The 13,811-nt window shown below is 44.2% G+C and carries 12 protein-coding genes; 5 read left to right on the top strand and 7 right to left on the bottom strand.

What is annotated here, in order from left to right:
- Positions 1 to 138: 138 nt before the first annotated feature.
- The 5 genes from MHN09_RS19730 to zwf are packed head-to-tail and all read right to left on the bottom strand — an operon-like array spanning position 139 to position 5,763.
- Positions 139 to 783, bottom strand: coding sequence for a bifunctional 4-hydroxy-2-oxoglutarate aldolase/2-dehydro-3-deoxy-phosphogluconate aldolase (locus MHN09_RS19730; RefSeq protein WP_014949849.1), 645 nt, complete (start codon positions 781 to 783; stop codon positions 139 to 141).
- 3 nt (positions 784 to 786) lie between these two features.
- Positions 787 to 1,740 carry a glucokinase gene (locus MHN09_RS19735; protein ID WP_014949850.1) on the bottom strand — a complete coding sequence of 318 codons (954 nt, stop codon included), beginning with the start codon at positions 1,738 to 1,740 and terminating at the stop codon, positions 787 to 789.
- Positions 1,740 to 3,566: a phosphogluconate dehydratase gene (gene edd, locus MHN09_RS19740; RefSeq protein WP_014949851.1), complete on the bottom strand. Its 1,827-nt coding sequence runs from the start codon at positions 3,564 to 3,566 to the stop codon at positions 1,740 to 1,742. Before edd ends, MHN09_RS19735 begins: the two co-directional genes overlap by 1 nt.
- 9 nt (positions 3,567 to 3,575) lie before the next feature.
- The gene (pgl, locus tag MHN09_RS19745) at positions 3,576 to 4,268 is read right to left on the bottom strand and encodes a 6-phosphogluconolactonase (RefSeq protein WP_069944511.1); all 693 of its coding nucleotides are present in this window, start codon (positions 4,266 to 4,268) and stop codon (positions 3,576 to 3,578) included.
- 1 nt (position 4,269) lies between these two features.
- Positions 4,270 to 5,763 carry a glucose-6-phosphate dehydrogenase gene (zwf, locus tag MHN09_RS19750; protein ID WP_014949853.1) on the bottom strand — a complete coding sequence of 498 codons (1,494 nt, stop codon included), beginning with the start codon at positions 5,761 to 5,763 and terminating at the stop codon, positions 4,270 to 4,272.
- Between the two features lie 284 nt (positions 5,764 to 6,047).
- Here zwf and MHN09_RS19755 point away from each other — a divergent pair, with 284 nt between their 5' ends.
- From MHN09_RS19755 to MHN09_RS19765, 3 genes are all read left to right on the top strand, one after another.
- Positions 6,048 to 6,899 carry a MurR/RpiR family transcriptional regulator gene (locus MHN09_RS19755; RefSeq protein ID WP_014949854.1) on the top strand — a complete coding sequence of 284 codons (852 nt, stop codon included), beginning with the start codon at positions 6,048 to 6,050 and terminating at the stop codon, positions 6,897 to 6,899.
- Positions 6,900 to 7,137: 238 nt separating this feature from the next.
- Positions 7,138 to 8,574: a pyruvate kinase gene (pyk, locus tag MHN09_RS19760; RefSeq protein WP_014949855.1), complete on the top strand. Its 1,437-nt coding sequence runs from the start codon at positions 7,138 to 7,140 to the stop codon at positions 8,572 to 8,574.
- 195 nt (positions 8,575 to 8,769) lie between these two features.
- Positions 8,770 to 9,678, top strand: coding sequence for a 5'-methylthioadenosine/S-adenosylhomocysteine nucleosidase (locus tag MHN09_RS19765; RefSeq protein WP_239241765.1), 909 nt, complete (start codon positions 8,770 to 8,772; stop codon positions 9,676 to 9,678).
- A 77-nt stretch (positions 9,679 to 9,755) separates the two neighbouring features.
- On the opposite strand, the gene MHN09_RS19770 is transcribed toward MHN09_RS19765, so the two are convergent.
- Positions 9,756 to 10,133, bottom strand: coding sequence for a hypothetical protein (locus MHN09_RS19770; RefSeq protein WP_039225330.1), 378 nt, complete (start codon positions 10,131 to 10,133; stop codon positions 9,756 to 9,758).
- A 464-nt stretch (positions 10,134 to 10,597) separates the two neighbouring features.
- Between MHN09_RS19770 and MHN09_RS19775 the strand changes: the two genes are divergently transcribed.
- Both MHN09_RS19775 and MHN09_RS19780 read left to right on the top strand, forming a co-directional pair.
- Complete coding sequence (locus MHN09_RS19775; protein ID WP_069944513.1) at positions 10,598 to 11,839, top strand: putative DNA modification/repair radical SAM protein; 1,242 nt, start codon at positions 10,598 to 10,600, stop codon at positions 11,837 to 11,839.
- A 16-nt stretch (positions 11,840 to 11,855) separates the two neighbouring features.
- The gene (locus MHN09_RS19780; protein ID WP_239241766.1) at positions 11,856 to 12,662 is read left to right on the top strand and encodes a TIGR03915 family putative DNA repair protein; all 807 of its coding nucleotides are present in this window, start codon (positions 11,856 to 11,858) and stop codon (positions 12,660 to 12,662) included.
- Positions 12,663 to 12,785: 123 nt separating this feature from the next.
- Here MHN09_RS19780 and MHN09_RS19785 read toward each other — a convergent pair whose 3' ends face one another.
- Positions 12,786 to 13,394, bottom strand: coding sequence for a BON domain-containing protein (locus MHN09_RS19785; RefSeq protein ID WP_014976823.1), 609 nt, complete (start codon positions 13,392 to 13,394; stop codon positions 12,786 to 12,788).
- Positions 13,395 to 13,811: the final 417 nt, after the last annotated feature.

The raw sequence follows: 13,811 nt of genomic DNA on the forward strand, positions 1-13,811 counted from the left end.
GACAAACGACCTGACAGGTATTACCCCAGAGTAGTGAGGAAAAGACCGACTAAATACCCCACAAAGAAAAATGCCAGTCAGCTTAACTGACTGGCATTATGCCAATGAGCAGGCTTTTTTATTTAAAGGTTCAGCAAATTACTGTTTAGCACCCGCAACAGCTTCTTTTGCTAGCTGCGTAATACGCGCCCAGTCACCTGATTCAATTGCGTCGTCAGGGGCAAGCCACGAACCACCTACACATTTAACGTTGTTAAGCGCTAAATAGTCATTGTAGTTGTTTGGACCAATGCCACCCGTTGGGCAAAACGTCACATCAGGGAAAGGACCACTGATTGACTTAATGGCTTTAACGCCACCTGAAGCCTCTGCTGGGAAGAATTTCATGTGGGTATAACCCGCATCTTTACCCTTCATCAAATCAGAAGTTGAAGAGATACCAGGGATAAGTGGAATTTCTGAATCCATACCCGCTTTTAGCAAATCAGCCGTCATACCTGGGCTAATTGCGAACTTAGCGCCCGCTTCAACTACCGCTTTAAGCTGTTGGGCGTTAGTCACGGTTCCAGCACCAATTAGCGAGTCAGGCACTTCTTGTGCAATTCGCTTAATCACGTCAATAGCAGCAGGGGTACGTAGCGTTACTTCTAGTACTTTAATACCACCTTCCATCAGCGCTTTTGCCAGAGGAACCGCTTTTTCTACGTCATTGATTACCAAAACAGGTACAACTGGACCGGCCGCAAAAATTTCCTCTGGAGAGTATTTCCATTTCGTTGTCATAATTTAGCTCGCTGTATTTTGATTCAGATATGCAGCCGCACCCAATAAACCATGATCAGGCTCTGCAATTAAATAGGTGGGAATGTCTTTCACGTAGTGCTTCATTTGACCTTTCGCTTCAAAACGCGCTCTAAAATCGCTATTTTGAATAAATTCAGGGAAACGGTTAGCAATACCACCACCAATGAAGATGCCGCCCGTGGTCGCCATGTTAAGTGCTAAATTACCCGCAAAGCTTCCCATAATTCGGCAGAATTGGGTAAGCGTCGCTTCAGCAATTTTACAGGTACCGTTCAGCGCAGCGTCAGTGATTTGAGCCGGCTCGGTAAATACAACTGGTGCTGATGCGTGGTTTGCTAGCGCGGTGTAAATATTATGCAGACCGCGTCCAGACATTACTTCTTCAGCAGAAGCACGTCCTAAGGTAGATTGAAGGTGACGCCATACGACAACATCGGTTTCATCTACCGGTGCAAAGTCTACATGACCACCTTCACCGTCCAGCGTCTGCCAGCCAGTTGAGGTCATTGTAATATGCTCAACACCCAATCCTGTACCAGGTCCAAAAACAGCGATATTGCCATTTTCTTTCGCAGTGCCTTCGCCAATTTGTACCACTTGCTCTTCGCCCAATACAGGCAAAGAGTGCGCTACGGCAGTGAAGTCATTGATAACGAACAACGCGTCTAGTTTAAGCTGAGAGCGAAGTGCATTTTGAGAAAATGCCCAGCTGTGATTCGTCATCTCGACTTGATCGCCCAATACTGGACATGCAATTGCAATACAACCTTGCGAAAAGCTGTATTCCGGCATGTCGCTAAAGTATTGTGCAATAGCAAGGTCTATGCTGGCGAAATCATTACACATATATTTTTTGATGTCGGCTACACCTGACTCGGTTACCCTTGCAACACGAATATTCGTACCGCCAACATCAGCCACAAACTTCTGGCTCATTATGCTTGCTCCTGCGTGTAAAACAGTGAACATGCACCCTCTTCTGCACCCGTCAGAATAGCGCGCATACCCGCAAACATTTCACGTCCCATTCCAACGTGATGCTTAGCTAAGTTCGCTGGCGCTGCTTCACGTGCAGCCAGTGTTTCATCGTCCACATGCAGTGTTAGTGCACCAGTTTGTGTGTTTAGCTCAATAATGTCGCCCTCTTGCACTTTAGCAAGTAGACCGCCTTTATAAGCTTCTGGAGTCACGTGGATAGCTGCAGGAACTTTACCTGATGCACCAGACATACGACCGTCAGTAACTAGCGCCACTTTAAAGCCGCGATCTTGAAGCACCCCAAGAGGTGGCGTTAAGCGGTGAAGTTCTGGCATACCAATCGCTGAAGGACCTTGGAAGCGAACAACTACAATGCAGTCTTTGTCTAACTTGCCAGACTTAAACGCGTCATCGAGTTCAAACTGGTCTTCAAACACAACTGCTGGTGCTTTGATATTACAGTGAGGCGTGCGAAGTGCTGAGGTTTTAATAACACCACGACCAAGATTGCCGTCAAGCACACTCAAACCACCATCTGGCTTAAACGGTGCGTCAACAGTTGCTAGCACTTCTTTATCAAGGGATTCCGTTGGGCCGTCTCGCCATTCTAATTCGCCGTCTTTAAGCACAGGCTCTTTAGTGTAGAAGTCTAAGCCTTCACCACAAATGGTCTTAACATCGTTATGTAGTAGACCCGCATCAAGCAACTGTCTAATTAGCAATGACATACCACCTGCTGCAACAAAGTGGTTAATGTCAGCTGAGCCATTCGGGTAAATGCGAGTAAGAAGAGGCACAGCATTAGAGATATCTGAGAAGTCGTCCCAATTTACGATGTAACCTGCAGCGCGTGCTACCGCAATAAGGTGCATGGTGTGGTTAGTAGAACCACCCGTAGCAAGAAGACCTACAAGGCCGTTCACAATGGCTTTTGCATCTACAATATGACCAATTGGCGTATAGTTGTCGCCAAGGTCAGTTAAGCGTGTTGCTTGAACCGCAGCCGCTTTAGTTAGCGCGTCGCGCAAAGGAGTGCCCGGATTAACAAACGACGAACCAGGAAGGTGCAAGCCCATCATTTCAACCACTAGTTGGTTCGAGTTTGCCGTTCCGTAGAACGTACAGGTACCTGCAGAGTGGTAAGATTGAGATTCAGCTTCAAGCAGCGCGTCACGCCCTACTTTACCTTCGGCAAATTCTTGACGAACACGGGCTTTTTCTTTGTTTGGAAGACCCGATGGCATTGGACCTGCTGGCACAAAAACCGTAGGCAAATGACCGAACGTTAGTGCGCCCATTAGAAGCCCAGGAACGATTTTGTCGCAGATACCTAGCATCAGTGCGCTATCGAACATATTGTGAGAAAGCGCAATGGCAGCACCCTGAGCAATGTTATCACGGCTCATTAGGCTTAAGTCCATGCCAGACTGGCCTTGCGTAACACCATCACACATAGCAGGTACACCACCTGCGAACTGGGCTACGCTGCCTACTTCTTTCACTGCATCCTTAATGAGCGCAGGATACGTCTCGTAAGGCTGGTGCGCTGAAAGCATATCGTTATACGCAGACACAATTGCCACGTTGGCTTTGGTCATTGAACGAAGATCTGATTTTTCGCTTGTTCCACATGCTGCAAAGCCGTGAGCAAGGTTACCGCATGACAACACACCACGGTGTGGTCCTTGACGTCGTGCACTCTCAATTTTTTCTAGATACGCCTTACGCGTTTCTTTACTACGCTCGATAATTCGTTGCGTAACTTCAGCAATTTTTGGATTCATGTTTGTCTCCTATGGCGCCCACATCAAAGTAACCGGCGCGCGGTTAACTACGGCGGTGATGGGCTTTTGCGCTTCGGTGGCATTTTCAATAGCATCAAGTAAGACTTGTTTTTTCTTCTCGCCTGTTAAATGCAAAAAGATATTACGGCTATTGAGTAACGCTGGTAGCGTTAATGAAATACGTTGATGAGGTGCTGTTGTAGGTTGAACAGCGATGCAGGTTCTGCCGCTGCTCATATCTAAGCCGTCAAGTACTTGTTCAGAGCAAGGGAAAAGCGATGCAGTGTGACCATCTTCCCCCATGCCAAGAATCAATGCATCAAAAGGTTGTGACATGCTAGCCAGATTTGACTCTGCGGCATTTACGCCTTCGTTTGCATCATTAGCATCGCTTTTCAATTCGATAAAACGAGCTGCTGCGGCTTTATTTTGAATTAGATTATTTTTGACTAGGCTGGTGTTGCTGGCCTCGTGGCCCTCTTCAACCCAGCGCTCGTCGGCAAGGGTGATATCAACCTTATCCCACTCAAGTTCGGTTTCACTTAGTTGTTTAAAAAGCGCCAGCGGTGTACGACCACCACTAACGACAAGCGAAGCTCGACCGCGAGTTTTAATACCTGTTTTTAAAATGCTGACTAAGTCTTGCGCAAATGCATCAGTCAGCGCATCAGGTGTTTCAAATGATAGAGTTGTTAACGCCATATTACTTTTTCTTCCCTGTTTTGCTCTCGTACCAGCTGCGATTTTCGCGAGCAAGAAGACCTATAGAGTCTACCGGCCCCCACGTACCTGCTTGATACGGTTCTGGCGGCTCGCTCGATTGCTTCCACGCTTCAAGAATTGAGTCTACCCACGTCCAAGCTTGCTCAATTTCGTCACGACGAACGAATAGCGCCTGATTACCCAACATAACTTCAAGAAGGAGTTTTTCGTATGCGTCAGGAATACGCTCATCGGCAAACGCTTCAGAGAAACTTAGGTTTAACTTGGATTTTTGTAGATCCATAGAGCCTGAGCTGGTTAAGCCAGGTACTTTATTCATTACGGTGATTTCTACCCCTTCGTCTGGCTGTAGACGAATAACGAGCTTATTGGGTGGGAGATTCTTGAAGCTGTCACCGAACAAGTTGTGTGGCTGACGCTTGAAGTAAATAACAACTTCACTCACCTTAGTTGGCATGCGCTTACCTGTGCGTAGGTAGAACGGCACACCAGCCCAACGCCAGTTGTCAATTTCCGCTTTAATAGCAACAAAGGTTTCGGTTTTACTTTGCGTATTAGCACCTTCTTCTTCAAGGTACCCAGGCACTTCTTCGCCCTTCACGAAACCAGAGGTATACTGACCGCGTACTGTGCTGTCATTAATATTAAACGAGTTAATCGGACGAAGCGCTTTAAGCACTTTCAACTTTTCGTCACGAATGCTGTCAGCGTCGAGCGTTGTCGGAGGCTCCATCGCTACCAAACTTAAAATTTGTAGCAAGTGGTTTTGCACCATATCTCGCATTTGACCCGCGTCGTCAAAGTAACCCCAACGCCCTTCAATACCCACTGACTCTGCAACTGAGATTTGAACATGGTCAATGCAGTTGTGGTCCCAGTTAGTAGCAAAAATAGAATTGGCAAAACGCAGTGATACTAGGTTTAGTACTGTCTCTTTACCAAGGTAATGGTCAATGCGGTAAATTTGCTTTTCGTCGAAGTATTCTGCAACTTGCTCATTGATCACTTTAGACGATGCCAAATCGTGACCAATTGGCTTTTCTAGCACAACGCGAACGCTTGAGTCGATAATTTTGCAGCTATGCAGGCCACGACAGATATCACCGTATATCGCCGGTGGCGTCGCTAGATAACACACCATGGTGCGGCTTGGGTCAACGTGGTCGTCTAATACGCAATAGCTTTCAACGTCCTTCATGTCTACGCATGCATAGTGCAAACGTGCTTTCATTTTTTCCCAAGTGGCTTCACACAAGTTCTTCTCGCCAAACTTGATTAGGTTGGCATGAACTTCTTCAATATAGGCATCCAGCTCCATTTCTTGACGCGCAACACCCACAATAGTGGTGTCTGGGTGCATCAAGTTTGCTTTTTCAAGCTGATATAAAGAAGGCAACAACTTGCGTCGTGAAAGATCTCCCAATGTACCGAAAAGTACAAAATCACAGGGTTCGTAGGAATTATCCAATACCATATTCGTCGACCTTTTAAATGTATGTGTCCGCGGCGTATTGTACAGTTATTTACAACACTAACGACTATTTTTACCGTATAGTTAACACCAAATGTAGTAAAATTACAACTTGTACCAACTATAGGATCTGAATCTTTACTGTTTCCCTCAGTTTACCCTCATTTAACCCGATTGAAATAACAAAAATTGTCAAAAAATTACATTTTTCTTGTCACAGACGTCACATTGGGTACTATTACGGGTGTACCTTACAATAAATTGTGCTAACTAATTGCTATATCTGTATGAACATTTTAGAAAAAATCACACAAAACCAAGCGGCATTCAGTAAATCTGAGAAAAAGGTAGCTGAAGTAATTCTAGCTAACCCACAAACGGCCATTCATTCGAGTATAGCAACCCTCGCTAAGATGTCGGATGTTAGTGAGCCTACCGTAAACCGTTTCTGCCGAAGACTTGATACTAAAGGCTTCCCAGACTTTAAACTGCATTTAGCGCAGAGCCTGGCTAACGGCACGCCTTATGTAAACCGCCATGTTGATGAAAACGACAGCCCAGACGAATATACCAATAAGATATTCGAATCGACCATGGCGTCCCTGGAAGTGGCGCGCCAATCTGTGGATGTGAACGTGGTAAATCGCGTTGTTGATTTACTTACACAGGCACAGAAAATTTCATTTTTCGGCTTAGGCGCTTCAGCTTCAGTGGCACACGATGCACTAAATAAGTTTTTCCGCTTCAATGTTCCAGTGGTCTACTTTGAAGATATTCTGATGCAGCGCATGAGCTGCATGAACTGTTCAGATGGCGATGTTGTTGTATTGATTAGCCATACGGGCCGAACTAAAAGCTTAGTAGAAATAGCGCAAATTGCCCGCATGAACGACGCTACTGTGGTAGGAATTACCTCAGCAGATAGCCCGCTGGCACAAGAGTGCAGTTACGTGTTATCGCTGGAAGTGCCGGAAGATACTGATATGTATATGCCTATGGCCTCTCGCATCGCGCAGCTCACGCTAATTGATGTACTGGCAACCGGCTTTACACTGCGCCGCGGCAACAAGTTCAGAGAGAACCTGAAGCGAGTAAAAGATACGCTGCGTGGTTCACGTTATGAAAAGCGTGGTGAGTAATTTTCTTCCCACGTGATCACATAAGAACCACTTACCGTAACAATATCGGTTCAATAAATCAGCGAAAACGCCTAACTGGTCGAGCCAGTTAGGCGTTTTTGTTTATTTCATTCACATTTTTGTCAAATTCAACTATTATTCTGTAATAAAATTACGTAAAGCGATTACAGGCATACCGTATAAACGCGTAGCCTATCACTCTTTGTCTTTTCTAACTTAGAAACAGCGACGGAATCACATGACCAGAAGAACGAAAATTCTTGCCACCCTAGGACCTGCAACCGACTCACTTGAAAAGATTCAGGCACTTATTGCCGCAGGCGCAAACACTGTGCGCATGAACTTTTCACACGGACAAGCCGAAGACCACATTGAACGTGCAAAGCGCGTTCGTCAGGCGGCAAAGAACCTAGGTAAATACGTAGCGATTTTAGGTGATCTTCAAGGTCCTAAAATCCGTGTTGCTCGTTTTGCCGAAGGTGCAGTTCGTTTAGAGGTTGGCGCAAAATTCATTCTAGACGCTGAATTGGGCCGCGACGAAGGTGATATTAATCAAGTAGGTATTGATTACAAAGCGCTTCCTGATGATGTATCGGCAGGCGATATTCTGCTTCTTGATGACGGTCGAATTCAGCTTCGAGTAACTGGCGTTGAAGGCCGCAAAGTGATTACTGAAGTAACAGTAGGCGGCAAGCTTTCAAACAATAAAGGCATTAACCGTCAAGGCGGTGGTCTTTCTGCAGATGCACTTACCGAAAAAGACAAAGAAGACATTAAAACCGCCGCGAAAATTGGTGTTGATTACCTTGCAGTGTCATTTCCTCGCAGCGGCGCAGACTTGAACTACGCGCGAGAACTTGCCGAAGCAGCTGGCTGCTACGCAAAAATTTGTGCAAAGGTCGAGCGTGCTGAAACGGTGGCGTCTGACGAAGCCATGACGGATATCATCAGCGCTTCAGATGCGGTAATGGTTGCTCGTGGTGACTTGGGTGTAGAAATTGGCGATGCGGAACTTGTTGGTGTTCAAAAGAAACTGATTGCCCGTTCTCGCCAGCTCAACAAGGTTGTGATCACCGCGACGCAAATGATGGAGTCGATGATTGACAGCCCTATGCCTACACGTGCAGAAGTAATGGACGTTGCAAACGCTGTACTAGACGGCACTGACGCGGTAATGCTTTCAGCTGAAACTGCGGCGGGTAATTTCCCTATTGAAACAGTTGCAGCTATGGCTCGTGTTTGTGAAGGCGCGGAAACACATCCAAGCGTTAAAATTTCCAAGCACCGCATGGATCAGCAGTTTTCTTCTACTAGCGAGTCAATTGCTCTGTCAGCGGTTTACGCTGCGAACCACTTGCCAAGTGTTAAAGCGATTGTAGGTTTGACTGAAAGTGGAACTACACCAACGTTAATGTCTCGCATTACTACATCTCTGCCAATTATTGCGATGTCTCGTCACGAATCAACGCTTAACACAATGGCGCTTTGCCGCGGCGTTAAGCCGGTTTTCTTTGACTCTTCAAACAGTGAACCTGGCAAATTGAAGTACGATGTCATTGCATCACTTAAAGAGAAAGGACTAGTGAAAAGCGGCGACAGTATCATCCTGACTTACGGCGATGAAATGGAAAAAGTGGGCGCGACCAATACCCTTAAAATCGTAGAAGTCGAATAGCAACGAATACACTATTAAAGCGAAGCAAATGCTTCGCTTTTTTTTGCCTGTAATTTACTAAAGCAGTGGTAAGCTGACGCTTATAATAAGAACACTCAACTAAGTCAGTATCAAAATTACAAAAAACATATCCAACCAAACAACGAGAATTCGTTAACACTCCTCGGGACAACAACGACAAAAATAAGGATAGATATGCAGCTCATTTTCAATCGCTACACACGTTTTTCAGCAATTATAACGCTCTTGGCACTTTTCACTCATAGCGTATGGGCAAATACACAGCACGTACACACCATGAAGCGTGTAGAAGTAGCTTCACAGAATGCACCATTACAGCCAATAATGATTCAAGGCCCCATGCCCATTGAAGCTGAATACTTTGCTGCGCTTTTGGATAACACTACAACAGAGTATTCAGGTAATGCCGTATTCTATAAAGGGACACTAAACGGGTACCCCATTGTGGTAGCTAAAACCGGTAAGGGTTTAGAAAATACTGCGGCCGCCACCGCTATTGGCATAGAGAGATACCACCCTCGCCTTATCATCAATCAGGGAACATCAGGTGGCCACGATCCTTCCTTAAAAGTTGGTGATATTGTTCTTGGCGAACGCAGTATTAATGCATCCAATTTTAAAACGCCCAAGCTGGCTCAAGGAGAAGGTTCTCAACCGTTTAATTGGCTGCCGATGGATCTTATGGCGTCAGAAGGCAGCGCGGGAGAAGGAAGTAGCGCTAAGGACGCAGAAAAGTTACGTTTTTATTTAGGAGACAAACAGCTCATCAACCTAGCTCTATCGCTATCCAAGCAGTACAAACGCGGGAACGTCGTTAAAGGAACGATTGGCAGCGGTAACTTTTGGAATAACGAGTTAGATCGAATAGCATGGCTTCATAAGAATATGGGAACGAGTGTGGAAGAAATGGAAACCGCTTCTGCAGCGCAGATTGCACATGCCTACCACGTTCCCTTTTTAGGTATTCGCGTATTGTCGAACAACATTACCAACCATGGTGAATATGACCCAACCACGGCCAAAGATTGTCAGGCCTTTGTTGAAAAAGTGGTAAAAGCTTATATTTCTGCGCTGTCGGAATAAATGTGGAAAACACTCAATCGAAAAACGCGCCCTACATTGTAAGAATGTAAGGCGCGTTTTCATGTATAGCCTTTGTATTAGATTGCTTGAGCGGTATAAGTTTCCGCATCTTGACTAACATCATCCGCGTATTGAGTAAGATGGTGATTTAGAATATTTTCAGCACGCTCAACAAACTCATCACGCTTAAATTTCCAACCTCTTAAATCGGCTTGTTTAGCCTGTGCAATGTAGTGCTCTAGACGCGTTTTTCTCAATAGATGTGCCTTTTTCGACAAATCAAATTCTACCAATGAGAAGTTGCGCTGTACTTTTTGAATATCCATATGAACGGGGCGCTGTTCGTCATCAGCTGATGCTTGGCTTACGGATAGCTTTCCTTGCCCAATTACACCGACTATAACAATGATTGCTGATACCACTAAGCCTGAATAAACCCACTTTAAAAAGTTCATGCCCCACTCCTTGAACGATTTTGCACTTGTATCGATAAGCTCGCTACAATCCACTTAATTAAAACTATTTATCACCAATGTATTGAGTCATTCGACTTTCTAAGTTTCTAGCTTTCACGTTGCAGCAGATGTTTTCTGCCTGACAATACAAACTTTCGTCTGTTCAATACATCAAGTAATTCACTCATATCTACTTAACCATATGCACCTTCCGCACCATATATTTAATCTTTATTTTTCAGTAATTTAGACCAACCCAAAACTTATACTAAAGTTGTATAAGGTACTTTCTACACACAGCAAGATAAAATTTTCCTTTCAAATTTAATAAACTCACTCCCCTCAACACTGTACACTTATACAGTATTAAGATATACCATAACAAGCAAAGTACTGGTATGGAATCTTGTTTTTTTTCAGACCGTCTACCACGTACATTTGCCTAGAGAAAGTGACCATTTGCGATGCATGACAAACTCATTCAAAAACTCGAAATTCTTTCAGATGCCGCTAAGTATGACGCTTCTTGCGCAAGTGGCTCCGCCGGTAAACGAAAAGCAGGTAAAACTGACAAAACAGGAATAGGTTCGCTCACAGGAGGGTCAGGGATATGTCACAGCTTTACCCCTGATGGTCGATGCATATCATTACTTAAGATCCTAATGACCAACTATTGCATATACGATTGCCATTACTGCATCAATAGGGTGTCTAGCAACGTTCAACGAGCGCGTTTTACCGTTAAAGAAACGGTTGATTTAACGCTTAATTTTTATAAGCGTAACTACATTGAGGGATTATTTTTAAGTTCCGGTATTGTCGGCTCTCCTGACCTGACTATGGAGAGCATGGTACGCATCGCGAAGTCTCTTCGCATTGATCACGGATTTAAAGGATACATTCATCTTAAGACCATTCCGAATGCATCTCCTGAACTACAGGCTGAAGCTGGCTTATATGCCGATAGGCTAAGTATAAACATCGAAATGCCGACGCAAAATTCGTTGAACAAATACGCCCCAGAAAAAGACCTTGGTGAAATTCACGGTTCAATGAATACATTGAAAGACAAAATAAATGAACACAAAGTGGATAAAACCTACTCGGGTAAACGCCCACCTCGCTTTGCTCCTGGCGGACAGTCCACTCAGATGATCATAGGAGCCGATGACTCAAATGATAAAGTTATCCTTGGCACGAGTGTCAAACTGTATGGTCAACAAAAATTGCGGCGCGTTTACTATTCTGCATTTTCGCCCATCCCAGATGCGTCTGAAGTCTTGCCTCTTAAACCGGCGCCACTTATCCGTGAACACCGACTTTATCAGGCCGATTGGCTCCTGCGCTTTTATGGATTTGGTTTAGATGAAATCGTACACAACGACATGCTAGATATGGAGCACGACCCCAAGCTTGCGTGGGCGCTACGCAATCGCCACATATTTCCCATCGATTTAAACAAAGCTGACAAGCTACTTTTATTGCGAGTTCCTGGACTGGGAGCACGCACAGTACAAAAAATTCTGGCTATTCGACGTTACACAAAGCTTAGCTGGTTCGATCTCACAAAAATGCGTTTACCCTTACAAAAATTAAAACCGTTCATTACTGTTAGTGATTATTCCCCCGCTATCCATTTGCTCGATAGCAGTAACTTTGAACAGCAATTTAAACAACCAAAACAGTTTGAATTGTTCAGCGCTTAATCTAATTGGTACCACAATGAAAAAAGTAACAATTTCATCAGTGCCCGGATACGATGAATGGCGAAAAGCATCGAGAGAATGTCTAGCCCAACACATACCTCCGGAGAACGTTACATGGCAAACTTCGCAATCTAACCAAGACGACTTGTTTGCCGTGACCGATTCGGCCATCGCTATTGGTGAAAGCCAAACGAATTACAGAATTCCTAGATCAGTTTTAACGCTGTTGAAGTATGCGTTATGCCACCAAGCCCCCGATCGTTTCGCTTTATGTTACCGCGTTTTATGGCGAGTAGTTTTCGAAAACAGAAACCTTATTCACTTAAAAACTGACGAAGATGTGTTGCGTCTCAACATGCTGGCTAAAGCAGTAAAACGCGATGCATATAAGATAAGTGCTTTTTTGAGATTTCGAGAAGTCGTACTTGACGGACAAGAGCATTTTATTGCGTGGTATGAACCAGAACACTTCAGCTTGGAGATGAAGCTCGATTTTTTTCAGACGCGTTTTAAAAATATGTGTTGGTCAATACTTACCCCTTATCGAGCTGCGCATTGGAATACTAAAACACTTGTTTTGGAAGATAATCCTGACCCTAGTATCATTCCAAATGATGACAGAATTGAAAAATACTGGCTTACGTATTATGCAAATATATTTAATCCTGCCCGCGTAAAAACAAAGGCAATGTTAAGTTCAATGCCAAAAAAATACTGGAAGAATATGCCTGAGACGTCGCTTATTAACGATATGATACGCCACTCGGATGCTAGAGCACGTAAGATGATACTAAATGGAAAAAAGGTGGAGAATGGTGAATGAGTCCTCCTGACAAATATTAGCAGCTGTGCTTCCTTTGTTTATTGCGATTTGAAAAGCTCTGTAAAACGTGACCAGAAAAAAAGGGGCCGAGGCCCCTTTTTTTTGTGTAAAGCAACAATGATATTAGTTCATCGCAGTTTCAGTAACTACACGAAGGTTGCTTTCAACATCTTTTACGTCAGATGCATTCTTGGCAATTTCCACAGCTAGATCACGCTCAGCATCAGAATCAACGTCGCCAGTCAGTGTTACTACACCGTTTTCTACGTCAACATCGATGTCGAAACCTGAAATATCGGTATCCATAAGAAGACGAGTTTTGATTACTGTGGCGATTTTGGCGTCAGTTAACTCGCTTGTGCCTTCGTCAACAGTATCTTCCATGTCATCTGACATGTCGCCTTCCATATCTTTGTCAGAGACAACCGTTAGCTTGTTGTCTACAGACGTTACACCGTCAATATTCGCTACTAGCTCTTCCGCTAGCTTTTTATCAACAGAGTTCTCAACCTTACCAGTAAGAACGACATTACCGTTTTTAACGTCAGTGTTAATGTCGAATGAATCAAGGTTACCATTGAACAACAGCGTTGCTTCTGCTTTGCCATCAATCCATGCGTCTTTGGCACCTTTCTCCCATTTATTACTTGTGCTGTCTGTGTCCATGTCACCTGCATATGCAGCTGTAGTCAAAGTTGTAGCAACAATCATAGAAATAAGTGAACGTTTCATAACATTTCTCCTTTGTCGAAACTCGTAGATAGTCATGCCAATTCCTTGCCAACAAAATAAGACATTGTTTTATATGATAAATATTAATATCCAGGGCTAGTTAAGTAAGTTTTGTTTTGCAAACTTTGCCTTTGTTTGAGAACTTTTTACTTAATTTTGTTAATGCCCAAAACTCGTCAACTTCACTTAAGAAAAGCACCTATCAATTGTACTAGGGGATAACTTTTTGTCGTTGGCCGCCGCTAAGTTACAGTGATACTTAGGTTAAACTTATTTCACAAAGCTGCCGTAGTTATAACGATTTGTGTCGCTTCACTGGGGCCTGTTGACCTTTGTTGTACATTTTTGCAGCGGTCTGTGTGCCATCTAGACAAGGCGAATGTTTGACGGTTTAGTGGTTCTAAATCGAGAACATTC

Source organism: Alteromonas sp. MmMcT2-5 (assembly GCF_022348315.1).
GTDB lineage: Bacteria > Pseudomonadota > Gammaproteobacteria > Enterobacterales > Alteromonadaceae > Alteromonas > Alteromonas macleodii.